Origin of the sequence: Flexivirga endophytica, assembly GCF_014640635.1 — a bacterium.
GTDB lineage: Bacteria > Actinomycetota > Actinomycetes > Actinomycetales > Dermatophilaceae > Flexivirga > Flexivirga endophytica.
In genome coordinates this window covers 540,203-563,358 of record NZ_BMHI01000003.1, presented here as the reverse complement: position 1 = coordinate 563,358, position 23,156 = coordinate 540,203, and the positions used below count along the sequence as shown (strand labels likewise).

General features: G+C 68.1%; 21 protein-coding genes and 1 pseudogene. 12 read left to right on the top strand and 10 right to left on the bottom strand.

What is annotated here, in order from left to right:
• Nucleotides 1-30 precede the first annotated feature (30 nt).
• From IEX71_RS11275 to IEX71_RS11265, 3 genes are all read right to left on the bottom strand, one after another.
• Nucleotides 31-1,125, bottom strand: a complete 1,095-nt coding sequence (locus IEX71_RS11275) for an ROK family protein (RefSeq protein ID WP_188837100.1) — start codon at nt 1,123-1,125, stop codon at nt 31-33.
• A gap of 282 nt (nt 1,126-1,407) precedes the next feature.
• On the bottom strand, nt 1,408-2,619 hold the full coding sequence (gene fdhA / locus IEX71_RS11270) for a formaldehyde dehydrogenase, glutathione-independent (RefSeq protein WP_188837099.1): 1,212 nt from the start codon (nt 2,617-2,619) through the stop codon (nt 1,408-1,410).
• A gap of 197 nt (nt 2,620-2,816) precedes the next feature.
• A complete protein-coding gene (locus tag IEX71_RS11265; RefSeq protein WP_229749647.1) occupies nt 2,817-3,539 on the bottom strand; it encodes a MerR family transcriptional regulator in 723 nt (240 codons plus the stop codon).
• A 102-nt stretch (nt 3,540-3,641) separates the two neighbouring features.
• On the opposite strand from IEX71_RS11265, the gene IEX71_RS11260 reads away from it, so the two are divergent.
• The 5 genes and pseudogenes from IEX71_RS11260 to IEX71_RS22820 form a co-directional block, all read left to right on the top strand.
• Nucleotides 3,642-4,862: an acetyl-CoA C-acetyltransferase gene (locus IEX71_RS11260; RefSeq protein ID WP_188837097.1), complete on the top strand. Its 1,221-nt coding sequence runs from the start codon at nt 3,642-3,644 to the stop codon at nt 4,860-4,862.
• Nucleotides 4,863-4,898: 36 nt separating this feature from the next.
• Nucleotides 4,899-7,094, top strand: coding sequence for a 3-hydroxyacyl-CoA dehydrogenase NAD-binding domain-containing protein (locus IEX71_RS11255; RefSeq protein ID WP_188837096.1), 2,196 nt, complete (start codon nt 4,899-4,901; stop codon nt 7,092-7,094).
• A gap of 1 nt (nt 7,095) precedes the next feature.
• Nucleotides 7,096-7,962, top strand: a complete 867-nt coding sequence (locus tag IEX71_RS11250) for a CoA transferase (protein ID WP_188837095.1) — start codon at nt 7,096-7,098, stop codon at nt 7,960-7,962.
• Nucleotides 7,963-7,964: 2 nt separating this feature from the next.
• Nucleotides 7,965-9,119, top strand: a complete 1,155-nt coding sequence (locus IEX71_RS11245; protein WP_188837094.1) for an acyl-CoA dehydrogenase family protein — start codon at nt 7,965-7,967, stop codon at nt 9,117-9,119.
• Nucleotides 9,120-9,146: 27 nt separating this feature from the next.
• A pseudogene (locus IEX71_RS22820) lies at nt 9,147-9,248 on the top strand (hypothetical protein); the annotation flags it as partial.
• A gap of 120 nt (nt 9,249-9,368) precedes the next feature.
• Here IEX71_RS22820 and IEX71_RS11235 read toward each other — a convergent pair.
• Nucleotides 9,369-10,265: a hypothetical protein gene (locus IEX71_RS11235; RefSeq protein ID WP_188837092.1), complete on the bottom strand. Its 897-nt coding sequence runs from the start codon at nt 10,263-10,265 to the stop codon at nt 9,369-9,371.
• Nucleotides 10,266-10,412: 147 nt separating this feature from the next.
• Here IEX71_RS11235 and IEX71_RS11230 point away from each other — a divergent pair, with 147 nt between their 5' ends.
• The gene (locus IEX71_RS11230; RefSeq protein ID WP_188837091.1) at nt 10,413-10,742 is read left to right on the top strand and encodes a nucleoside triphosphate pyrophosphohydrolase family protein; all 330 of its coding nucleotides are present in this window, start codon (nt 10,413-10,415) and stop codon (nt 10,740-10,742) included.
• Between the two features lie 3 nt (nt 10,743-10,745).
• On the opposite strand, the gene IEX71_RS11225 is transcribed toward IEX71_RS11230, so the two are convergent.
• Together IEX71_RS11225 and IEX71_RS11220 are read right to left on the bottom strand one after the other, a co-directional pair.
• Entirely contained in the window at nt 10,746-11,531 is a 786-nt protein-coding gene (locus tag IEX71_RS11225) for a polyprenol monophosphomannose synthase (protein ID WP_188837090.1), read from the bottom strand.
• A gap of 50 nt (nt 11,532-11,581) precedes the next feature.
• Nucleotides 11,582-12,256 carry a response regulator transcription factor gene (locus IEX71_RS11220; RefSeq protein ID WP_188837089.1) on the bottom strand — a complete coding sequence of 225 codons (675 nt, stop codon included), beginning with the start codon at nt 12,254-12,256 and terminating at the stop codon, nt 11,582-11,584.
• Nucleotides 12,257-12,371: 115 nt separating this feature from the next.
• Between IEX71_RS11220 and IEX71_RS11215 the strand changes: the two genes are divergently transcribed.
• The 3 genes from IEX71_RS11215 to IEX71_RS11205 are packed head-to-tail and all read left to right on the top strand — an operon-like array spanning nt 12,372 to nt 15,317.
• Nucleotides 12,372-13,922: a glycosyltransferase 87 family protein gene (locus IEX71_RS11215; RefSeq protein WP_188837088.1), complete on the top strand. Its 1,551-nt coding sequence runs from the start codon at nt 12,372-12,374 to the stop codon at nt 13,920-13,922.
• Between the two features lie 52 nt (nt 13,923-13,974).
• Nucleotides 13,975-14,649, top strand: coding sequence for a phosphatase PAP2 family protein (locus tag IEX71_RS11210; protein ID WP_188837087.1), 675 nt, complete (start codon nt 13,975-13,977; stop codon nt 14,647-14,649).
• Nucleotides 14,646-15,317: a response regulator transcription factor gene (locus tag IEX71_RS11205; RefSeq protein ID WP_188837086.1), complete on the top strand. Its 672-nt coding sequence runs from the start codon at nt 14,646-14,648 to the stop codon at nt 15,315-15,317. Before IEX71_RS11210 ends, IEX71_RS11205 begins: the two co-directional genes overlap by 4 nt.
• Here IEX71_RS11205 and IEX71_RS11200 read toward each other — a convergent pair.
• Nucleotides 15,296-16,678, bottom strand: coding sequence for a sensor histidine kinase (locus IEX71_RS11200; protein ID WP_188837085.1), 1,383 nt, complete (start codon nt 16,676-16,678; stop codon nt 15,296-15,298). The two genes, IEX71_RS11205 and IEX71_RS11200, sit on opposite strands and share 22 nt — an antisense overlap.
• 80 nt (nt 16,679-16,758) lie before the next feature.
• On the opposite strand from IEX71_RS11200, the gene IEX71_RS11195 reads away from it, so the two are divergent.
• Nucleotides 16,759-17,523: a COG4705 family protein gene (locus tag IEX71_RS11195; RefSeq protein ID WP_188837084.1), complete on the top strand. Its 765-nt coding sequence runs from the start codon at nt 16,759-16,761 to the stop codon at nt 17,521-17,523.
• On the opposite strand, the gene IEX71_RS11190 is transcribed toward IEX71_RS11195, so the two are convergent.
• The 3 genes from IEX71_RS11190 to IEX71_RS11180 are packed head-to-tail and all read right to left on the bottom strand — an operon-like array spanning nt 17,512 to nt 20,656.
• On the bottom strand, nt 17,512-18,570 hold the full coding sequence (locus IEX71_RS11190; protein ID WP_188837083.1) for a hypothetical protein: 1,059 nt from the start codon (nt 18,568-18,570) through the stop codon (nt 17,512-17,514). The two genes, IEX71_RS11195 and IEX71_RS11190, sit on opposite strands and share 12 nt — an antisense overlap.
• A 50-nt stretch (nt 18,571-18,620) precedes the next feature.
• Nucleotides 18,621-19,892, bottom strand: coding sequence for an amidohydrolase (locus tag IEX71_RS11185; protein ID WP_188837082.1), 1,272 nt, complete (start codon nt 19,890-19,892; stop codon nt 18,621-18,623).
• A complete protein-coding gene (locus IEX71_RS11180; protein ID WP_188837081.1) occupies nt 19,889-20,656 on the bottom strand; it encodes a trimeric intracellular cation channel family protein in 768 nt (255 codons plus the stop codon). The genes IEX71_RS11185 and IEX71_RS11180 overlap by 4 nt, the downstream gene beginning before the upstream one ends.
• Nucleotides 20,657-20,854: 198 nt before the next feature.
• On the opposite strand from IEX71_RS11180, the gene IEX71_RS11175 reads away from it, so the two are divergent.
• Together IEX71_RS11175 and IEX71_RS11170 are read left to right on the top strand one after the other, a co-directional pair.
• Entirely contained in the window at nt 20,855-22,573 is a 1,719-nt protein-coding gene (locus IEX71_RS11175; RefSeq protein WP_188837080.1) for a hypothetical protein, read from the top strand.
• Nucleotides 22,574-22,684: 111 nt separating this feature from the next.
• Complete coding sequence (locus tag IEX71_RS11170) at nt 22,685-23,155, top strand: hypothetical protein (protein WP_188837079.1); 471 nt, start codon at nt 22,685-22,687, stop codon at nt 23,153-23,155.
• Nucleotide 23,156 lies beyond the last annotated feature (1 nt).

The following is a 23,156-nucleotide window of genomic DNA, read 5'->3' as shown; positions in this document are numbered from 1 at the left end:
ACGGGGACGTGCGGTCAGGGGAACAAGGGGTCAAGCGGTGGTGGCTTCAGCCGGGCCTTCCCGGGAGAGGTCCTCGAATCGCGTCGACTCGGACAGGACCAGTGCGAGCGCGCCGAGCAGGGACGCACGCTCGCCGAGCGCCGAGGTCGCGACCCGGACGGGCCGGCCGAACGGGATGTTCTGCAACTCGTCGCGGATCGGTCCGGCGAGCAAGTCCCCGAGCGCGGCGAGTTCGCCACCGAGCAGGATCGACGAGGGGTTGAGCACCAGCGCGACGTTCGCCAGCGCGCCCGCGAGAGCGCGTGCACCGGCTGCGACGGCTGCGAGCACCTGGGCATCACCGCGGTGGGCGAGCCGGATGAGGTCATCGACGGAGGCGATGCGCGGACGGCAGTCGGCGAGGGCGCGCAGCAGGCCGTCGCCCCCGGCATACAGCTCTAGGCAGCCACGACGACCGCACCAGCACGTCGCGCCGGCCGGGTCGACCGTCACGTGCCCGAATTCGCCTGCGTAGCCGTCGTGTCCACGGTGCAGCGTCGAACCGAGGGTGATCCCGAGGCCGATCCGGCTGGCGACCTTGACGTAGAGGATCGGCTCGTCGTCGACGCCGCAGAAGACCGACTCGCCGAGCGCGCCGAGGTTGGCGTCGTTCTCCATCGCGACAGGGATGCCCCAGCGCTGGGCGACCTGCTCGGTGAGCTCCGAGCCGTTCCAACCGGGTAGTACGCCGGGCACGAGCAGTCGGGAACTGTCCGGGGCGACCGGTGCGGCGATGCTGATTGCTGCGCCGACGAGTTGGTCCGGGTCGGCAGAGGCCTCCTCGAGTGCTTCCTCGATGGAGGCCAGCACCAGGCCCACACCCTCGGTCGCGCGGTGCCCGCGGGGGAGCGAGGTCCACCGCTCGACCAGCACGCTGCGGGACAGGTCGCCGACGGCGACCGCGACATGGCTGACGCCGATGTCGACGCCGATGGCGAGCCCGGCAGCCCGGTTGAGGGTCACGCGGGCGACGGGGCGACCGATCCCGCGTGGTGCCGGCACTCGGCGCTCCGAGATGAGACCGCGACCGGCGAGTTCGCCGATGACGCTCGACACGGTCGCGCGGGAGAGTCCCGTCCGGTCCATGATCTCGACGCGCGTCGCGGAGCCGGAATGACGCAGAACCCGAACGATGCCAGCACGATTCGCGGCTCGTATTGCTCGGCTGGTCGGCTGCACCGTTCTGCCCACGGCATCCTCTCTCGCGATCGTCGTCGACCGCCCGCGTCACCCTTTCGCCGTGTCAGGTGTTCCGTCAATAGTTCGACAGAATGCCGCACTTATAGCGACGAACTCACGACCCGAACGGTGTCGGATGGTGAGTTCGTCGCTGTGCGGTGGTGGACGGCCGTGGTCAGCCGCCGTGGGTCAGGCGACCATGCCGTGCGGATCGATGACGTACTTCTTCGCCGCGCCCTTGTCGAAGTCGGCGTAGCCCTGCGGGGCCTCGTCGAGACTGATCTTCGTGGCATTGACCGCCTTGGCGATCTGCGCCTTGTCATTGAGGATCAGGTTCATCAACTGCCGGTTGTACCTCTTCACCGGGCACTGACCGGTGGTGAAGGAGTGCGACTTGGCCCAGCCGAGTCCGAGCCGTACGCCGAGCTGACCGATCTTGGCGTTCTCGTCGACGGCTCCGGGGTCACCCGTGACGTAGAGACCCGGAATGCCGAGTGACGCGCCCGCCCTCGAGATGCTCATGATGTCGTTGAGCACCGTGGCCGGAGCCTCGCCCGCTCCGGACCCGTGACCACGGGCCTCGAAGCCGACGGCGTCGACCGCCGCATCCACCTCGGGTTCACCGACGATCTGCTCGATCTGGTCCTCGATCGAGGCATCGGTGGACAGGTCGATCGTCTCGCAGCCGAAGCTCTTCGCCTGCTTGAGCCGGTCGGCGTTCATGTCGCCGACGATCACGACGGACGCGCCGAGCACCTGCGCCGCGTGGGCGGCGGCGAGACCGACCGGGCCGGCGCCCGCGACATACACGGTGGAACCGGTGGTCACCCCGGCCGTGTAGGCGCCGTGGTAGCCGGTCGGGAAGATGTCGGACAGCATCGTCAGGTCGAGGATCTTCTCCAGCGCCTGGTCGCGGTCGGGGAACCGCAGCAGGTTGAAGTCGGCGTAGGGGATCATCACGTACTCGGCCTGACCGCCGATCCAGCCACCCATGTCGACATATCCGTATGCCGCGCCCGCGCGAGCAGGGTTGACGTTCAAGCAGATTCCTGTCTTGCCCTCGTTGCACATCCGGCACCGACCGCAGGCGATGTTGAACGGCACGGAGCAGATGTCGCCCTTGTTCACGAAGAGCACGTCATCACCGGTCTCGACGACCTCACCGGTGATCTCGTGGCCGAGGCTCTGCCCGATCGGTGCGGTGGTCCGGCCGCGGACCATGTGCTGGTCACTGCCGCAGATGTTGGTGGTCACCAGCTTCAGAATGGCCGCGTGCGGCGCCTTCTTCTTCAGCTTCAGTCCGGTCGAGACGTCCTCGGGCAATTCCAGTTTGGGGTAGTCGATCGATTCGACGGCGACCTTGCCGGCACCCTTGTAGACGACGACGCGATTTCCAGTCATGTTGCGCTCCAATCTCAATCGATCACGGCATTGAGTTCGTACCCAGACAGGTACAGGAGGCTTGAGGTGTGTCGGGGGTGCAGGGAGCTTGCGACTCGCAACACCAACACAGAACGAGCCTCAGTGTGTCGTGAGGTGGAACTTCCAAGGTAGTTCCGGGCGCTGAAAGAATCCGGCGTATCGAACTGAACGCCCGGTCAGTAGCCGGTCGTGCGACGGGCGACCGCCTCGCGCTTGGTCTCGTTCACGGCACTCTCGTATGACGTCACGAGTGCCGCGATCGTCAGCGGCTTGAAGCGCTCCACGGTCTCGCGCAACTGGTCGGCGGGCACCCCCGCTTCCTTGTATGCCGGCCAGACCAGCTCGCGGAAGACGTCGGTCAACTCCTCGGCGATGGCCTTGCCGTGTGCGGTGAAGATCGCGTGCGCGGCGGCCGCCGCGGTCGGGGGCAGTCCGAGGTCCAGGATCGAAACGCTGACCGAAAGGTGTGCCACCGCAACGCGATAGCGGCCGTGCTCTTCGGGCTGCACGGTTCCCAGCGCCTCCAGCGTGTCGAGGTCGTCGGTGCTGAGCGCGCGGCCGGCGCGCGCCTCGAGCTCGGCCCGCGACAACGTCTCGGGCAGGTCGGGCATCCACGGCGCGAGCAGCGTCCGGTGCAGCGCGATCGTCTCCGGAGTGGCGTCCGCGGGCAGCCGTGCCAGGTAGCTCTCGATGGCGGCGAGAGTGAATCCGTGGGCCTGCAGCTCGCGCACCAGCTCGAGCCGGGCGAGGTGGTCGGCGGTGTAGTAGGCCGACCGCCCGCGCTTGACCGGAGCCGGCAGCATCCCGCGGCCCGTGTAGAAGCGGATCGTGCGCGCCGCCAGCCCGGACCGCGCGACCAATTGGTCCAGCGTGAGCTCTGCGGTCGCGTCATCGGGCATGGGCAGCATCCTGGCACAGTGCCGACACCTATTAACAGTGACAGTGTCACTGTTACTGTTGAGGGCAGTCCTTCCGTCGTATGCCGCACCAGGAGTCTCCCCATGGCCAACGCACCACAGGCGATCGTCTACGACGCCATCCGCACGCCGCGCGGTCGCGGCAAGAAGACCGGATCGCTGCACGAGGTGAAGCCGATCGACCTGGTCGTCGGTCTCATCGATGAGCTGCGTAAGCGCAATCCCGAGCTCGATCCGGACCGCATCGACGACCTCGTGCTCGGTGTCGTCACGCCGATCGGGGACCAGGGTGCGGACATCGCCAAGACCGCGGCGCTCGCCGCCGGCCTGCCCGAGACCGTCGCGGGTGTGCAACTCAATCGCTTCTGCGCCTCCGGGCTGGAGGCGGTCAACCAGGCGGCCGGTCGCGTCCGGTCCGGTTTCGAGGACCTCATCGTCGCCGGTGGCGTCGAGTCGATGTCTCGGGTGCCGATGGCGTCCGACGGCGGCGCCTGGGCGATGGATCCGGCAACCGCGCTCACCACCGACTTCGTCCCGCAGGGCATCGGCGCCGACCTGATCGCGACGATCGAAGGCTTCGCGCGCACCGACGTCGATGCGTATGCCGCCGAGTCCCACGCCCGCGCAGCCGCCGCACAGAAGGCTGGGTGGTTCAAGGACTCGGTCATCCCGGTCGTCGACCGCAACGGCCTGACGGTCCTCGACCACGACGAGACGATCCGCCCCGGCACCTCGGTGGAGTCGCTCGCCGGACTCAAGCCGTCCTTCAAGGACATCGGTGACATGGGCGGCTTCGACGCCGTCGCGCTGGAGAAGTACCACTGGGTCGACGAGATCGACCATGTCCACCACGCCGGCAATTCCTCTGGCATCGTTGACGGTTCGGCGCTGGTGCTTATCGGCACGGACGCCGTCGGGCAGGAGCTCGGCCTTCGCCCGCGCGCCCGCATCACCTCGGTCGCCGTCAGCGGCGCCGATCCGACGATCATGCTCACCGGTCCTACGCCCGCGGCACTCAAGGCGCTGAAGCGCGTCGGGCTCACGCCCGCGGACATCGATCTCTACGAGATCAACGAGGCGTTCGCCGCGGTCCCGCTGCGCTTCATGAAGGACCTCGAGCTCTCGCACGACAAGGTCAACGTCAACGGCGGCGCCATCGCGATGGGCCACCCGCTTGGCGCCACCGGCGCGATGATCCTCGGCACGCTCATCGACGAGCTCGAACGCCGCGAGCTGCACCGCGGCCTGGCCACGCTCTGCGTCGGCGGCGGCATGGGTATCGCCACCATCGTCGAGCTCGTCTGAATCACCCACTACTTCAAAGATATTCAGGGACATCTCATGACCACGACTGACGTTCCCGCGACCACCGCGGTCCGCTACGACAAGGATGCCGACGGCATCGTCATACTCACTCTCGACGACCCGGAGTCGAGCGCGAACACCATGAACGACCGTTACGCAGCAGGTATGGCGACCGCGGTCGACACCCTCGAGGCCGACGTCGCCGGCGGCGGCGTCACGGGCGTCGTCATCGCCAGCGCGAAGAAGACCTTCTTCGCCGGCGGCGACCTGAAGATGCTCCAGGCGGTCCAACCCGAGGACGCGGCACAGTTCTTCGAGCAGGTCGAAGCCGTCAAGGCCCAGCTGCGACGCATCGAGCAGATCGGCAAACCGGTGGTCGCTGCACTCAACGGCACCGCACTCGGCGGCGGCCTCGAGATCGCGCTCGCCGCGCACCACCGCATCGCGGTGGACGACCCGAAGGCGAAGTTCGGCTTCCCGGAGGTCACCCTCGGCCTGTTGCCTGGCGGCGGTGGCGTCACCCGCACCGTGCGGATGCTGGGTCTGCAGTCGGCACTGATGGATTGGCTGCTGCAGGGTCAACAGCGCGGCGTCGCTGCGGCCAAGGAGAAGGGCCTCATCGACGAGGTCGTCGCGACACAGGACGAGCTGCTGCCGGCCGCGCGCACCTGGCTGCTCGAGCACAAGGACGACGCCGAGGCCGCCGCCCAGCCCTGGGACCGGCCCGGTTACCGGATGCCCGGTGGCACGCCCAGCACTCCGAAGGTCGCGCAGTTCCTGCCGGCCTTTCCGGGCAATCTGCGCAAGCAGCTGAAGGGCGCCGCCTACCCCGCGCCGCGGGCGATCCTGTCCGCGGCGGTCGAGGGGGCGCAGGTCGACGTCGACACCGCGAGCCGGATCGAGTCGCGCTACCTGACCAGCCTGGCCAGCGGGTCCGTCTCCACGAACATGATCCAGGCATTCTTCTTCGACATGCAGCGGATCACGTCAGGAGCATTGCGGCCCAAGGGGATCGAGCAGCACAAGGTCTCCCGCGTCGGTGTCCTCGGTGCCGGGATGATGGGCGCCGGGATCGCCTACGCGTGCGCCACCCGCGGCATCGAGGTCGTCCTCAAGGACGTGTCGGCCGACAACGCGGCAAAGGGCAAGGCCTACACCGGGTCACTGCTCGCCAAGAAGGTGGACAAGGGCCGGATGACGCCCGAGGCGCGCCAGGAGATCCTGGACCGCATCACCGCCACTGCCGACGCCGCCGACCTCAAGGGTGTCGACGCCGTGATCGAGGCCGTCTTCGAGGATGCCGACCTCAAGGCGAAGGTCTTCGCCGAGGTCGAAGCGGTGGTGGGCGACGAGACCTTGCTGTGCTCCAACACCTCCACGCTGCCCATCACCTCGCTCGCCGAGCACGTCACCCGCCCAACGGATTTCGTCGGGCTCCACTTCTTCTCGCCGGTCGACAAGATGAAGCTGGTCGAGATCATCAAGGGCGAGCAGACCTCCGACGAGACCCTGGCCCGGGCGATCGACGTCGTGCAGCAGATCGGCAAGCTGCCGATCGTCGTGAACGACAGCCGCGGGTTCTACACCAGCCGAGTCTTCGGCACGCTGGTCCTCGAAGGCGTCGCGTTGCTCGAGGAAGGTGTCGACCCGGCCACCATCGAGCGGGCCGCGACGATGGCCGGCTTCCCGGCGTCGCCGCTGGCGATGCTCGACGAGGTGTCGCTCACCCTGACCCAGCACATCCGGACGGAGGCCGAGAAGGACGCTGCTGCCCGGGGGATCACGCTGCCTGCTGCACCGGGGACGGCTGTCGTCGACCGCATGGTCGAGCAGTTCGGCCGCAAGGGCCGCGCGGCCGGTGCGGGCTTCTACGACTACCCGGAGGGCGCCGGCAAGACGCTGTGGCCAGGGCTGCGGGAGCACTTCACCAAGCCCGACACCGGCATCCCCCTGCGCGACATCGAGGACCGCTACCTCTTCGTCATGGCCTTGGAGACCGCGAAGTGTTTCGAGGAGGGCGTGCTTGACTCGTCGGCTGCGGCCAACATCGGCTCGATCTTCGGCATCGGCTACCCGCCGCTGACCGGCGGGACAGCGCAGTTCATGCAGGGGTATGACGGAGGCCTGCCCGGATTCGTCGCTCGCGCCAACGAACTGGCGACCGCTTATGGGCCGCGGTTCGCCCCGAGCGACTGGTTGGTCGCCAAGGCCGAGTCCGGCGAAAGTCTCTGACATGAGCGCCCTGGCCGGCATCAGCGTGCTGAGTCTGGCGGTAAACCTGCCGGGCCCGGCCGCGGCGGCCAGGCTGGTGAGCCTCGGCGCTCAGGTGACCAAGGTCGAGCCGCCGAGCGGTGACCCGCTCGCGTTCGGTGCCAAGGACTATTACGACCAACTGGTGACGGGTCAGGAGGTGGTCCAGCTCGACCTGAAGGCGCACGCGGACCGCGAGTCGCTGTGGACGATGCTTGCCGACACCGACCTGTTGCTCACCTCCAGCAGGCCGTCGGCACTGGCGCGGCTCGGCCTCGACTGGCCGGCGGTCCACGAGCGGCTGCCGCGGTTGTCGCAGGTCGCGATCGTCGGGCACCCGGGACCGGACGCGGAGATCGCCGGCCACGACCTGACCTACCAGGCGGCGGTCGGCACGCTGCAGCCGCCGCAGTTGCCGCGGGTCCTGGTCGCCGATCTGGCCGGCGCGGAGCGGGCGGTCGCCGACGGGCTGGCCGCGCTGCTGCAGGCGGCGCGGACCGGGGAGGGGGCCTGCCGCGAGGTTGCGCTCAGCGATGTTGCCGAGACCATGGCGCAACCCGCGCTGCACGGTCTCACCATGTCGGAAGGCTTCCTCGGCGGAGCGTTGCCGTCATACGGGATCTATGCGGCCGCAACGGGGTTCGTTGCGGTCGCCGCGCTGGAGGGCCACTTCTGGAAGGAGCTGCTCCGGCACTTGGACGTGACCGGGGAGCGTACAGACCTCGAAACAGCGTTCGCGCAGCGCAGCGCCGACGAATGGGAGGCGTGGGGCCGCGAGCGAGGGCTGCCGATCGCCGCCGTACGGGCTGCGGGCCAGCACGCGAAAGCCACCACTGACAGCAAGGACTGACCATGCAGCTCACCAGCACCTACCGATCCCCTTGGCTCGACGAGGAACTCGACGATCTGCGCGCCCTCGCGCGCACCTTCTTCGAGAAGGAGTCGATCCCCAACCAGGAGAGGTGGGCTCAGCAGCACCAGGTTGACCGCGAGTACTGGACCGCAGCCGGTGCTGCCGGACTGCTGTGCATCGGACTGCCCGAGGAGTATGGCGGTGGCGGTGGCACTTTCGCGCACGAGGCCGTCGTCATGGAGGAGCAGTCCGCGGCCGGGGACGACGCCTTCGGCTACAGCGTGCACAGCACCATCGTCGCGCCATACATCGCGAACTACGGGACCGAGGAGCAAAAGCGCCGCTGGCTGCCGAAGCTGGCCTCGGGCGAGTATGTCGGCGCGATCGCGATGACCGAGCCGGGCGCCGGTTCCGACCTGCAGAGCCTGCGCACCACCGCTCGCCTCGACGGCGACAACTACGTGGTCAACGGTTCGAAGACGTTCATCACCAACGGTTCGCACGCCAATCTGGTCATCATCGTGGCGCGGACCGGCGAGGACGGCGGCAAGGGGTTGTCGCTGATCGTCGCCGAGACCGACGGGCTCGAGGGGTTCGAGCGCGGCCGGGTGCTGGAGAAGATCGGTATGCCGGGCCAGGACACCCGCGAGCTGTTCTTCTCCGACATGCGGGTGCCGCGGGAGAACCTGCTCGGCGGCGCGGAGGGCCAGGCGTTCATCCAGTTGATGGAGCAGCTGCCCCAGGAGCGGCTGATCATCGCTGTCGCGGCGGCGAAGGGCATAGAGGTCGCGGTGCAGCAGACCGTCGAATATGCCAAGGAACGCAAGGCCTTCGGGCGTGAGCTGCTGAAATTCCAGAACACCCGCTTCGTCCTCGCCGAGTGCGCGACCGAGGCCCGCGCGGTGCGTACGCTCGTCGATCACTGCATCCAGCAGCACCTGGCCGGCGAGCTCGATGCCTCGACGGCCTCGATGGCCAAGTGGTACGCCACCGACAAGCAGTGCGAGGTCATCGACCGCTGCTTGCAGATCTTCGGCGGCTACGGCTACATGCTCGAATACCCGATCGCCCGTGCGTATGCCGCGGCGCGTGTGCAGAAGATCTACGGCGGCACCAACGAGATCATGAAGGAACTCATCGCGCGCACCCTGTGAAGGCTTCTCGTCTTCAAGCCTCGTTACATGGGAATGAGCTGGCTGGGCTATCGACTGGATCCTGCGACCGCGGCGCACGTGCTGGCCGACGACGCACGGTTCGACGAACTGTTGGAATCCGACGATGAGCGGGTTCTCGATCTCGACCAGACCTGGCACTGCATCCATTGGCTGCTGGCCCGAACCTGGAGACGCTGCGCAGTTTCTACGACGCCGCCGACACCGCGGGTGAGGTCGTCGTACAGCTGATCACGTGAAGTCGGCGACCGGCTCGGTGACCGCGTCGTCGGCGGTGGCCAGCCACACGGTGCCACCGACGATCGTCATGTCGACCGGCCCGGACCAATCCTTCGTACCGGCAACGCAATTCGTGTTGTCACCGCCGGGCACGGCCGCCACCGAGATCCCGCACTTCGCCCGGCTTGCGGTGAAGATGGTGTTCGTTCCGGTGGCGATGGCGAGCACCTTCGAGCCGCCGCGTTCCTGTTGCCACGAGTCTCCGGCGGTCGTGCTGTGCTCGATCGAGTGATCACCGCACAGGGCCACGACGTCCGATTTCGAGTTGGCGGCGATGTCGAGGAGCCCGCTCGAACACGGTTGCTTCGCAACGGATCCGCCCGAGGACATGAGTTTGGTGGGGTCCGCCGGGTCGATCACCCAGGTGGGTTCCTTCGTCGTCACGCTCGGTGCGTCGCTCGAGGAGAGTGCGTATGCCGCCGGCTGGCACGACGCGTCCATGCCGGTGGCGATGACACGCCCTCCGGCATACGACAGCCCGGAGACGGTGTTGAGCGGGACCTTCACGGTGGTCCAGTCCTTGCCGCCGTTCTGTGAGCGACCGATGTCGGCGGCCTCGCTGTCCGGGCTGCAGATCACCGACGACGACACGGCGCGCCAGGCCCGCTTGTCCGACAGTGCCGCGACGATGACCTTCCCCGACCCGCTCTTGGTCTCGGACTGTGCCGTGGCGGTCGCGGCGGAGCCCTTCGGGGAGGGGGCGGCAGAGGTCGGCGCCGTCGCCGAGTCCATCGCCCGTGCCATCTGCGCGGTGTCGACGTGCGTGGAGCGGATGGCGCCGGTCACCAGCACGACGTCCGCGGCGACCAACCCGACGAGCAGCAGCATCGCAGCATTGGGACGTGGCATCGCTCTCCCATCCGGCCGATGACAGATGGCCGACTCCGGCCGGCTGAGGCTCACTATGCCGCATCGTGGCGCGGACCAACCAGGTGTCCAGGAAAATTGCCGCACGGGTGGGACGGGCGCTTCTACCCGGGTCGCTACGGTGGCGCGATGGACTTCGACGACTACCAGCAGGCAGCGCTGCGCACCGCACGTGACAAGGACGCCAAGGACGAATTCATGCACCTGGTGCTGGGCCTGGTCGGTGAGGCCGGCGAGATCGCCGAGAAGGTCAAGAAATTGGTCCGCGACAAGGACAGCGACCTCGCGCAGCTGGATCGCGACGACATGGCGTCCGAGCTCGGCGATGTGCTCTGGTACGCCGCAGTCCTTGCGAACTTCCTCGGCCTCTCACTGGACGACGTCGCACAGCGGAATGTCGACAAGCTGGCCGACCGGCAGCGTCGCGGCGTCCTCGGCGGGTCCGGCGACAGGCGCTGACCCTCACCGCAGCGCAGCGGCCGCGACGTCGACCACCACGGTCGGCCGCCAGCGGGTCCGCCGCAATCGCCACGGCATCAGGAACGACTCGGCCTGCACACCGAGCGACATCTTGGACCTGCCCTCGGTGCGATCGACGAAGTGGATGGGCACCTCCACACTCCGCAGGCCCGCGACGGTGGCACGGTGCGCCAGCTCCACCTGGAAGCTGTAGCCGTTGCTCATGACCGTGTCCGGCTCGAGCGAACGCAGTGCGTGCGCATCCCAGGCCTTGAAACCTGCGGTCGCATCCTGGACGGAGAGGCCGAGCACCCCGCGCACATACGCATTCGCGCCGGAGGACAGCACGCGCCGGTGCCACGGCCAGTCGGCATCGACGCTGCCGCCGGCGACATACCTCGAACCGACCGCAACCGCAGCGGAACTCGCACGCAGCGCGGTCAACATACGCTCGATCGCCTCGACGGGGTGCGAACCGTCGGCGTCCATCTGCACCACCACGGCGGCGCCGGCCGCCAACGCCTCGGTCATGCCTGCGGCATACGCCCGGCCGAGACCCTCTTTGCCCGCCCGGTGCAGCACACGCACTCGCCCACCCGACGCGCGCGAGAACTCCTCGGCCAGCTCGCCGGTGCCGTCGGGTGAGTTGTCGTCGACCACGAGCACCTCGAGCCGGTCGGTCGGCAGTGCGAGCAGATCCGCAAGGAGCCAGGGCAGCGACTCCCGCTCGTTGTATGTCGGCACGACGACCAACACGCGCTCGTCAGCACGACAGGAAGAGAACCTCATTTCGCCATCCTGCCGTTGCCACCGTGTAGCGCCGATGTAGGGAGCAGCGCTCAATCCGCAGCAACCATGCGGTATCCCACGCCCCGCACGGTCACGATCTCGGCGGTCGAGCTCACCTCGTCGAGCTTGCGTCGCGCACTGGCGATGTGTTGCTCGATGACATTGCTGGCCGGCAGGCTGGCGAAGTCCCACGCATGCTCGAGCATCTGGTCACGGCTCAACACCTGCCCGGGGCTGCGGGCGAAGAGCTCCACCAGGGCGAACTCGCGCGCCGTCAGGTCAGCCCGGCCGAAAGGCGTTGTCGCTTCGCGGGATGCGGGGTCGATCACCAGATTGCCCACGGTCAGCGAGGTGGGTCGTTCGGTCGAGCCACGGCGCAGGAGCGCTCGCAGGCGCGCCGTCAGTTCGTCGAACGCGAAAGGCTTCATCAGGTAGTCGTCGGCACCTGCGTCGAGCCCGTCCACCCGATCCTCGATCCGACCGCGTGCGGTCAGCAGCAGCACCGGGCTCCAGATCGACTCGGCGCGCATCTGCCGGCAGACCTCCAGGCCGTTCATCCCGGGCAGCATCACGTCGAGCACCACCACATCGAAGGATGTCTCCTGGGCGTGCCACAGTCCGTCAATCCCGTTGTGCGCCACCGTGACTGCGTAATTCTCCCGCATCAGGCCGCGCTGCAGCAGCGCTGCCAGACGCTCTTCGTCCTCGACGATCAATACATGCATGACCCTGCACAGTCTCGGCCTGTCCGCTGAGGAGTCGCTGAGAGAACACTGGGGCGCTCGGCGCCGGCCATCGGCGTACACCGTTGCTTCATCATTGGCCGCGCACCGTGTTGTCATGCAACAGGCAGGACAACTCCTCGGGCCGACCGCTGTTGACGTCTCCCGTCCGGCAGCCGATCGGCACGATGCCCGCCGGCGACGTCGATTCGTCGTCGCCACGTCGCTGGTCTTCGTTGTCGGGCTGGTCGCGCGGTTGGGCGTGCTCCTACGCAAGGGCGGCATACACGGCCTGATGGGCTACGACTGCGGCGTCTACTTCGCCGGCGCGGACGCGTTGCTGCACGGCAGGCTGCCCTACCGGGACTTCACGATGGTGCATCCGCCCGGAATCACCCTCGCACTGACGCCTTTCGCGGCACTGACCAAGGTCATGAGTGACTGGCACGCCTTCGTCCTCGCGACGCTGGCGTTCTGCTTGATGGGCGCCGTCAATGCCGTTCTCGTCGTGCTGGTCTGCCGGCGGCTCGGCGTCGCCCGACGCGGTGCCGTCGTCGCGGGACTCTTCTACGCGGCGTGGTTCGGATCGATCAGCGCCGAGTTCCAGGTGAAGCTGGAGCCGCTGGCCAACCTGTTCCTGCTCCTCGGCCTGCTCGCGCTGTTGCGTGACCACGACCGCCCGACGCGGTGGTCCTCGCTGTTGGCCGGCGCGGTTGTCGGGCTGCCGATGGCGGTCAAGATCTGGTGGGTCGTCCCTGTGGTGCTGATCCTCGGCTGGCACGGCGTGTGCCGACGCAGTGTTCGGGCCACGGTGCACGCATTCCTCGGCGCCGCGGCAAGTGTGAGCGTCGTCTGCGCACCGTTCTTCCTCGCCGATCCGTCCGGTATGTGGCACTCCGTGATTACCGGGCAGCTCGGGCGCCCGCGGCACATCACGCTCGCTGCGAGGCTCGCCGGGATGAGCACCCTCCCCGACCTGGTCAAGCACCTCACCGCACGCCAACAGACTTTGTCCGCAATGGTTTTCGTGGTTTTCCTGATCGCGGTCGTCGCCTTCGCCTGGCGGGGTGCACGGCAGGCGCGTTTCCTCGCCCTGGTGACCGTCGCCCAGCTCACCGTGCTGCTGGCTGCGCCTTCGTGGTTCGAGTACTACTGCGACTATCTCGTCGTCGGACTGGCGGTGACGGTCGGAGCGGCCGCGGTCGCCGTGCGGCGCGAGCATCTGGTGCGGACCCCTGCAGTGGCGCTCACCGGTGTCGTGCTCGCAGTCACCTCACTGGTGACGGTCGCCGGCACCCATGCGGTCCTGCCGTATGGCGGGGCGCACGAGCTGACACGGGCGGTGCGTGGCGAGAAGTGCGTCATGTCCAACAACCCCACCGTCCTGATCCGGCTCGACGCACTGAGCAGGGGTCTCGCCGCCGGTTGTCCGAACTGGATCGACGTCACCGGTCGCCGGATGGGACCGGACCGGGCCGCCACCCTGCACGCGGAACACCGAACGTGGCACGGGATCCTGCTGCAATACCTGCGGTCCGGTAACGCGGTCGCGCTCTGGCAGCCGCACGGCAGGAGCTATTTGAAGGTCATCCGCAACCAGCTCGCCAAGGACGGGGTGGTCGCGCGGGCCGGTGGGCACGTGATCTACGCCGCGCGTTCGACGCCATGAGCCCGCACAACTCTCAGCGTTGTCTCAGGTTCCCGGTGGCATGGTGACGATCATGCTGCAACGTGACCCGAAGCGGGACCTCCGTCCGACGCTGCGCCCCGCCGCCCTGGTCGCGGCAGCCGTGCTCTACGCGCTGGGGACCGGCATCGGGATCTGGGCGGTGTCGACCGGAGCCCGGCATACCGGCGAATACGCGCTGGATCGCACCATCGCGGGCGATCGGGGCACGATCGTTGCCGACATCAGCAAGGTGATCAACGTCGTATTCGGCCCGGCCGTCGGTCCGGTCTGGTTGCTGCTGCTGTGCCTCGTCCTGTGGCGCACGCTGGGCCGCACTGTCGCGCTGCGAGCGGGGCTGCTGACGCTCGTCGGTTGGTTCTCCATCGAGGTCTTCAAGATGCTCTTCCACCGGCACCGGCCCCCGACGGCCGCCGTGCACGCGCTGGTGGTCGAGACGCAGCCGGACAGCTTTCCCAGCGGTCACACCGCATTCACCGCAGCGCTGGTGGCGGCGTTCTTCGTCGCGCTGGCCGGTCACCGCACGCTGCGTCGGGTCGTCCTGCTGGCAGGTATCCCGCTGATCGTGGTGGTCGCCGCGAGCCGACTGGTCGTCGGTGCCCACTACCTGGCTGATGTCGTCGCGGCGCCGTTGCTCGCCACTGCCACCATCGCGGCGGTCGTCGGACTCGGCCTGACCGGCCGGAGAGGTGATAGACCTCAGGTATGAGGGTCTTGCTGGTCGAGGACGAGGTGCCGCTCGCTCGGCTGGTCGAGCGTGGCCTGCGTAAAGAGGGCTATGTCGTCGAGGTCGAGCACAACGGCACGGATGGACTCTGGCATGCGACCGAGGAGTCCTTCGATGTGATCGTGCTCGACATCATGCTGCCCGGCATACATGGGTATGACGTCCTCCGTCGCCTGCGGGAGCGGAAGATCTGGACACCGGTGCTGATGCTCACCGCCAAGGACGGTGAGTTCGACCAGGTCGACGCGCTGGATCTCGGCGCGGACGACTACCTGACCAAGCCGTTCAGTTTCCCGGTGCTGGTCGCCCGACTGCGCGCGCTGGTCCGCCGCACGCCGGTGTCCCGGCCGGTCAGTCTCGAAGCCGGCGGGCTACGCCTCGATCCCGCGTCGGCGCGAGTCTTCCGTGGCGACACCGAGATCGACCTGACGCCGAGGGAATTCAACCTCTTGCAATTCCTGATGCGGCGCAGTGACACCACGGTCGCGAAGTCCGAGATCCTGCAGCACGTGTGGGACCCGGCCTTCGAAGGCGACGACAACGTCGTCGAGGTTTATGTCGGCTACCTGCGGCGGAAGGTCGACCGGCCGTTCGGCACCGACACGATCACCACGGTCCGCGGCGTCGGCTACCGGCTCGACGCCTCCTGAGCACCCGGCAGGGTCACCACGAAGCGGGCGCCACCCAGCGGCGCGGACTCGACCCGCACGTCACCTTCGGTGCTGCGGGCCAGCTCGCGGACGATCGCCAGGCCGAGCCCGAAACCGCCCTCGCCCCGGCTCCGGCCCTCGTCGAGCCGGACGAAGCGGTCGAAGACGCGTTCCCGGTCCCCGGGATCGATGCCCGCACCGTCGTCGTCGACGGTCAGGACCGCACTGCCGTCCGAGTCCCTGGACGTCGTCACCAACACCTGCCCGTCTGCGTGTCGGATGCCGTTGTCGACGAGATTCCGCACGATCCGCTCCACCGAGCTTTCGAGCACCCGTGCCCGGGCAGGGGTTCCGGCATACCGCACGACGACGTTCGTGTCGCTGCGCCAGCGCGATACCTCGGCCTGCGCGATGTCGTCGAGATCGACGTCGGTCGTGGGCGAAGACGCGCGGTCCTCTTCGATCCTGGCCAGCAGGAGCAGGTCACCGATCAGGGCGTTCATCCGACCCAGTTCGGCGCGCACCGTCGACTCGACGGCCGGCCACTCCCCGCCAGGGTCGGCGGAGGTCAGATCGGTCGCCGCCTGCAGTGTGGCGAGCGGCGACCGCAACTCGTGGCTGGCGTCGGCGACGAAACGTTGTTGCCGCTCCTGGGAGGACTCCAGTCGATCCAGCATCCGGTTCAAAGTCCTTGCCAGAGCTGAGATCTCGTCGTCCTGGCCCGGCACCACCACGCGCGCGTCGAGATGGCCCGCCTCGATCGCGTCGACCTCCGAGCGCATCCGATCGACCGGCGCAAGACTCCGCCCCGCGACCAACCACGCCAGGGCGGCGGCCAGCAACGCCAGCAGCGGGGTCCCGAGCAGTAGGATCTTGACCACCGTGCTGATCGCCTCGTGCTGCGGTTGCTGCGAGGACGACACCTGCACGACGTAGCGCCCCGAACGGGTCTGCACGCTGCGACTCACGACGAGCGGGGCCTCCACGTCACCCGGTCGCCACCAGTACTGCGCGTTCTGCACCCGCTTGTGACTGGTCTCGGGCCGGTCGCCGCTCAGCGGCAGTGTCACGTCCCGCGGTTGCGCGGCCACGATCTTCCCGTTTGCACTGAGTACCACCGCCTTCATCGGCCGGTCGGTGTCGGCCAGCCGGATCGACTGGGGACCGTTGTCGCGCACTGTGATCGCGACGATGTCGGTCTGCTGCTTCACCCGCGAGGTCAGGCTGCCGGTCAGCGACCGCTGCAGCAACGTGGCGAGCACGAAGATGCCGATCAGCAGCGGCACGATCACCGCGACGGCCGTGAGCGCCACAAGGCGTGCCCGCAGGCTGCGGGAACGGGTCGGGGTCAGCGGGGCCACCCCGCCATACTGCGCCAGAAAACCGCTGTGGCGCGGGACATCTCAGCGTTTCCTCAGCCGTGCGTGAGCACCCTACGCTCGTGACTACTGTTTCCTCGCGCGCCGAACGTGCGGCGACCACCACTTCCTGGGTCGCGCCGGTCGGGCTGCTCTTCTGGATCCTCAAGCTGACGACCACCGCGTTCGGGGAAGCGGCATCCGATGGGCTGGCGGGCATCAGCCCCGCGCTCGCCGTCGTCGTCGGGGTGGTCGGCCTCGTGGCGGCATACCGCTGGCAGACCCGCACGCACGGCTACGTCGCCGAACGCTATTGGTCGATGGTTGCCGCTGTCGCGGTCTTCGGCACGATGCTCGCGGACGGCGTCCACGTGGCGCTCGGACTGCCCTATCCGTTCACCAGCACCTTGTATGCCGCCGCGACCGCCGCCGTCTTCGTGACGTGGCGCCGGGTGGAGGGGACGATCTCGATCCACGACATCGACAACCCTCGGCGTGAGCGGTTCTACTGGGGCGCGGTCATGTGCACTTTCGCGCTCGGCACCGCCGTCGGTGATCTGACCGCGGCGACGCTGGGACTCGGATTCTGGCCGTCCGCAGCCCTTTTCGCGATCCTGATCGCCATACCGGCGGTGGCGTGGCGCACCACCGGACGCCACGAGATCGGTTGGTTCTGGTGTGCCTACGTGCTGACCCGACCGCTCGGTGCGTCGATGGCGGACGGTTTCGCCAAGCCGGCGTCGTTCGGACACGGGCTGGGGGTCGGCGACATACCTGTCGCGCTCGTCCTCGCCGCACTGCTCTGCGGTCTGGTGCTGACGGCAGTCGGGCGTCGGTCAGTTGCTTGAAGTCTTCTTCGGCTGTTTGCACATCGCCCACGGCGCATCCTGGTTCTGCAGCATCTGCGTGACGACGCGCGGCTCTGCGTCGATCGTGTAGCGGATCGTCGAGTCCCGCCGCTTCAGGGTGAAACGTGCGAGCCTGTTGTAGGGCTCACGTGTCCTCAGGGACAAGCCCTTGACGAAGGCCTTCCGGTGAGGGAGGTCCTTCGCTGCCGCGTCGGATGATGAATATGCCACTGTCGCAGTGCTTTTCGAGTCGCTGACAACTGCGGTGGCACTGGCAGTGAACCGGTCGATCGAGTCGAGTTGCTTCAGCGTCCGTGCCGAGGCTCGCAGCGGCATGATGCAGGCGTCCGCGCCGGCGCTGATGCGCACGTAGTCGGCCGTGGTGATCGGTGCGACGACAGCGCGGATGCCGGCTGCGGCACCCAGCGACTTCGAAGCGTCGGGGAGCTCGGGCAATGTGTCCATGGTGCTGCCGGCCATCAGGTGCTTGTCGGAGTAGAAGCGCACAGTGTGTCCCAGCGAGGCGACGATCTGCGCGGTGAGGGGGTCGGCGACGCTGCCGAGTGACGGGCCGACGAGCTTGTCACCGTGCTCCTTGTAGCCGTGGCTGATCAACGACTTCTTCACCACACCGATGTCGGTGCTGTCGCGGAAACGCACATAGTGCAGGAGCGGGCCCCTGCCGGCGGCCGCAGTTGCCGACCACGCGATGTCGGCTGCCGACCAGCCCCAGTCCTTCATCACCCGCGAGAAGTTCCAGAGGTCGCTCTCGGGGAAGGCGGCGTTCGGCAGCTGCCGAAAGAACTTCTCGTCCTTGAGGAGTTCGGCCGGACGCTTCTTCGCGAAGCCGTGCTCCTTCAGCCACGGCGTGGAGTCACCGAACTGCACCCTTGTCGCATCCGCAGGTAGATAGCCCAGAGCAGTCGCGAGGGTCTTGTTCTCCGTCGTGGACGACGAGGAGTCGCTTCCCCCGCCGCCACATCCGGCAAGGACGACTGCGCACCCAGCCACGACGACGAGACCACCGGCTGCAGCGCTTTTCATCATGGCGCAGGACAGTAGCAACCCGGTTGCCGGCAGTGGCGCGTTCCTGCCGATCAGTCGCCGGCGGAGCGACCCAGGTGCGCCAGCGCGGCCACCACCAGGGCTTGCGTGCCGACGTCCAGCGTGGGCTGCAGGACCGGCGCGAAGTATGGCGAGTGGTTGACCGGGATGTCGGAGCTGACCCGGCCGGCACGCTCGGCCGCGGCATACGTGTCGGGATCAGCACCGCCGATTCCCCAGTAGGAGTAGGGGATCCCCAGCGCCGTCGGTATGTCGCTGAAGTCCTCGCTCGCGCTCTGCAACGGCAGCTCCCCGGCGTCGTCCCCGAAGAAGTCGCTGAACGCAGCGGCCAACAGATCGGTCGAACTTTCGTCGTTGACCGTCGGCGGGAACTCGTCATACAGCTCGAACCCCGGCTCCTTGGGCGAGTCGGAGGCCGCGCACTCCGCGGTGACGATGCGCCGGATCGCATCGAGCACGTGCTCACGGGTGGCGTCGTTGTAGGTGCGCACGTTGAGCTCGATCACGGCACTGTCGCCGATCACGTTGCTCTTGGACCCGGAGCGGATGCTCCCGACCGTCAGCACCGCCGGCTCGGTCGGCGCGATCTCGCGAGAAACGATGGTTTGCAGGCGAATCACGATCATCGCGGCCAGCACAACCGGGTCGATCGCGGCCTGTGGCATCGATCCGTGCGCGCCGCGGCCGTGGACGGTCACGCGCATGCTGTTGGCGGCCGCGAAGACGGAGCCGACCCGTGTGCCGACGCTGCCCGCCGGTATCGCGAGCACGTGCTGGGCGTGTGCGACCTCGACCGGTCCGACGACCTTGCGCAGGTCGTCGTCGAGCATCCCGCGAGCGCCGTCGCCCACTTCCTCGGCGGGCTGGAAGAGCGCGACCAACGTGCCGGACCACTGGTCCTTCGCGGCCGCCAGCAACGCTGCCGCCGTTGCGAGGCAGGCGACGTGAACGTCGTGTCCGCAGGCATGCATGACCGGCACCGATTCACCGGAGTCGTCGGTCACCGTGACAGTGCTTGCGTAGTCCAGACCCGTCGCCTCGCGCACCGGGAGTGCGTCCATGTCCGCGCGCAGCAACACCCGTGGTCCGTCGCCGTTCTCCAGGACGCCGACGACACCGGTCCCGCCGACGCCGGTCGTGACGGCATACCCGGCAGTGCGCAGGCGACCGGCGACCTTCGCGGCCGTCTCGGTCTCCTGGTGCGACAGCTCGGGATGCTGGTGCAGGTCCCGGTAGAAGTCCTCGAGGTCGTCGCGAGCTCCGTCGAGTCCGGCCAGGACCTTCCGTGCAGCAGCCGTGCTCATCGTTCCTCCTCAGGATCGGTCGGTTCGCCTTCCACCTTGCGCCGGTCTCCTGAGCGCCGCCTGGTCTGCAGGGCGCGGGCGATCTTCTCCCGGCGCGCCCGGTCGAGTCCCGCTTTGGCAGCGACTTTCCGGGGTGCGGACCACGCGTCGGCGTCCGGCAGCATCCAGCCGCGCCAGCGCGCGACCAGGCACAGGCCCGCTCCGGTGACGGTGGACGCCGCCAATCCCACTGTCGGGTGGCCGGTTTCGGTGCAGGTCACCAGGACGGCGCTCGCGACGATCGCGCACGACGCGTAGAGCGTGTTGCCGCCGAGCACGGACGGGACCCGTCGCGTCACGATGTCGCGTATGGCGCCACCGCCGACCGCGGTGATCGTGCCGAGCAGGATGGCCGGCAACCAGCCGATGCCGACCGAGAGGCTCTTCTGCGCGCCCGCCGCCGCCCAGGTCCCGAGCGCGATGGCGTCGATCACCGGCCAGACCCGATCCCACAACGGGCCGCTGACGTTGGCGACATACGTGATCCCGGCGCCGGCCAGGGCCGTCAGCAGGTAGGCGTAATCGGTCAGCGCGACAGGTGGTCCGTGCTGCAGCAGAACATCCCGGATGATGCCGCCGCCGAGTCCGGACAGCACCGCGAAGGTGAGGAAGCCGATCGGGTCGAGACGTTCCTGCCGCGCCACCAGGCCGCCGAGGATGGCGTTGGCGAAGACCCCGGTCAGGTCGAGGACCCGGAACAACTCCGACAGGTCACCGCTCTGCATCGGTGCACCTCCTGTCGCCGGGTCGTTCGAGCCATAACGCTAGCGGTGCGTGCAAAGTTGTTGGACAGTCGCTTCGCGCCTGACCAACAACTTGCCCGCATCCGCACAGACTGTTTTTGATTCGCTGCGCGAGCGGCTCGACTCGCCGAGCCCGGGCAATCGTTCGTGGTGTGGCTGTTGCAGGGGCACCATGTGGTCATGGGGCAGGGTAGGGGATCCCGCGACGCGACGTTGTTGACCGTCCTGATCGTGCTCGCCTGCCTCCAGATCGCCTGGGGCGTGGGCCGGCTGCTCGGCGGTGACTGGTTTCCGCAGGGTGACGAGGCGATCGTCGCGTTGCACACGCACGACGTCTTCTCGGCGCACCCGCCGTTGCTCGGGATGCGTTCGACGAGCGATCTGTCCAACCCGGGCGTCTGGGCGCATCACCCCGGCCCGATGCAGTTCTACCTGCTCGCCGTCCCATATGCCGCGACCGGTTTCGCGCCCTGGGGTCTGGTCGTCGGATCTGCGCTGATCGCAATCGCTTTGGTGGCGATCGCGGTGGTCGCCGGGTTCCGGGCCGGCGGCTGGCCGGGTGCGGGTTGCGCGGCGGGTGTTGCCGCCATACTCGAATACTTCTACGGCGCGAACCTCGCACGCCCACTGAACGCGTGGCCGCCGGTCCTCGGCCTCCTCGCGGTGCTCATGCTCGCCTGGCGGCTGCAACGAGGAGACCGCCGCGCACTGCCGCTGTATGTCGTCTGCGCGTCGTTCACCGCGCAGTGCCACATCGGTTTCGTGCCCGTGGTGCTCGTGCTGTCAGTGTTCCTCGCGGTCGTCGCGCTGATCCGGTGGTGGCCGGCACGCGGGTGGTCCGGTCCGCGGCATCATCCGCGTCCGTGGTTGGTGGCCGGTGGCCTGCTGGTGTTGTGCTGGGTGCCGCCGATCATCGACGTGTTCGTGACCGCCCCGAACAACGTCGGCGAACTCGCTCGACTGGTCGCCGGATCCGCCGCCGAGAGCCCGCTCGGCTGGGGTGGTGGTGCCAAACACGTGTTCCTCATGCTCGTGCCGGTATCGGTCTTTCCCACAAACCTCTCGCAGGCAACGCTGCTCGCGAAGGGCGACAGCATCTTCACCGCACCCGCAGCGAACGTGGCGGTGTTCGTCGCGTGCGCACTGGTGGCGATCGCCGTCCTGCCGGCGCTGTGGTCGGCTCGCCGCACGCTGCTGCGCCCCCGCCGCAGGTCCGACCCGGCGCTGCCGGATCTCGTGGTGATCACTCTGGTCAGCTGTGTCGCGCTCGTCTGGGCGACGGCGACCCTGACACGGTCGCGGATCATCTACAGCGACCTGCTGATCGCGGCACCGTTGTGTCTGACCGCGGCCGCGGTGTGGCAGGTCGCGCGCTTCGTCGGGGAGCGCGTGCCGGCGATCCGGCCGCGTGTGCCGCACGCGGTTCCGGCTCTGGTCGTCAGCGCGGTTTGTGTGGTGGCCGCCGTCGCCATACTGCCTGACTCGCAGTTGCTGCACCTGCTCGGCGGTCGCCGATCCGATTGGCGCACAGCGCGATCCGTCAGCACGCCGGTCGCAGAGGCGATCGCGCAGCGGGCGCCGCACGCACCGGTCAGGGTCGAGTGTCACGGCCTTGCCTGTATGGCGAGCATCGCTCCTGCGATCAGCACCCAACTCGCCGCCGACGGCCATCAGGTCTACTTCGACAAGGCCTGGCCCAAGCCGGAGGACGACGACTTCCGACGCCTGCGGCACGCACCGCGCGACGCCGTCACCGTCGTCATCCGGGAGAAGGCAGAGGGTACGGCGTGGCCGTCCGGCGCGGGCCCGGCCGCCGGGGTCCTGTGGAGCAAGGAGTGGAGGTTCTCCTACTACGGACACCGTGAGGACATGGCAGTCTCGATCCTGCCCCCACGCTAGGAGGCTCGGCCGTCGGTGGCTCATCAGTCCCGGCGCGGACGCGGAATAAGCCGGCATCGGAGCAGACGCGTCACTAGTTTTGGGTGTGGTGTGCTTGGAGAGGAGCGCCACATGTCCCAGGTCATCACCCGTCGCACGCTCGCCCGAGGAGCTGCCTGGTCGGTGCCGGTCGTTGCCCTCGCCAGTGCCGCTCCGGCGAGCGCCGTAAGCGGCAACTGCTCGACCGACAGCCTCTCCGTCGACGTATTTTCGGTCGACATTGCTGAGAAAAGTGTCCACGTGGGCATGGATCTCATGAGCGGAAATTACAGCTGCACGGGCGGTCAGCGCGGGGTCACGGTGTCCTTCACCGCCGAACTTTCGGCGCCATACACACGCTGGGATGCCTCGACCCTTACTCCGACGTCCGGTACCGCGCCTGGGACGGTCATGGCGACGGTCAACCACCTCTTCATAAATCCAGTGGACATGGCCACGGTGGATTTCGTCGCCTGCTTCCCTGCCGGGGCCACCCCGGCGCCGATCACCTTCACCGTTTCTGCCGATGGTGCGCCGTCCGCGTCGGTGGTTGTCCTCGACTGAT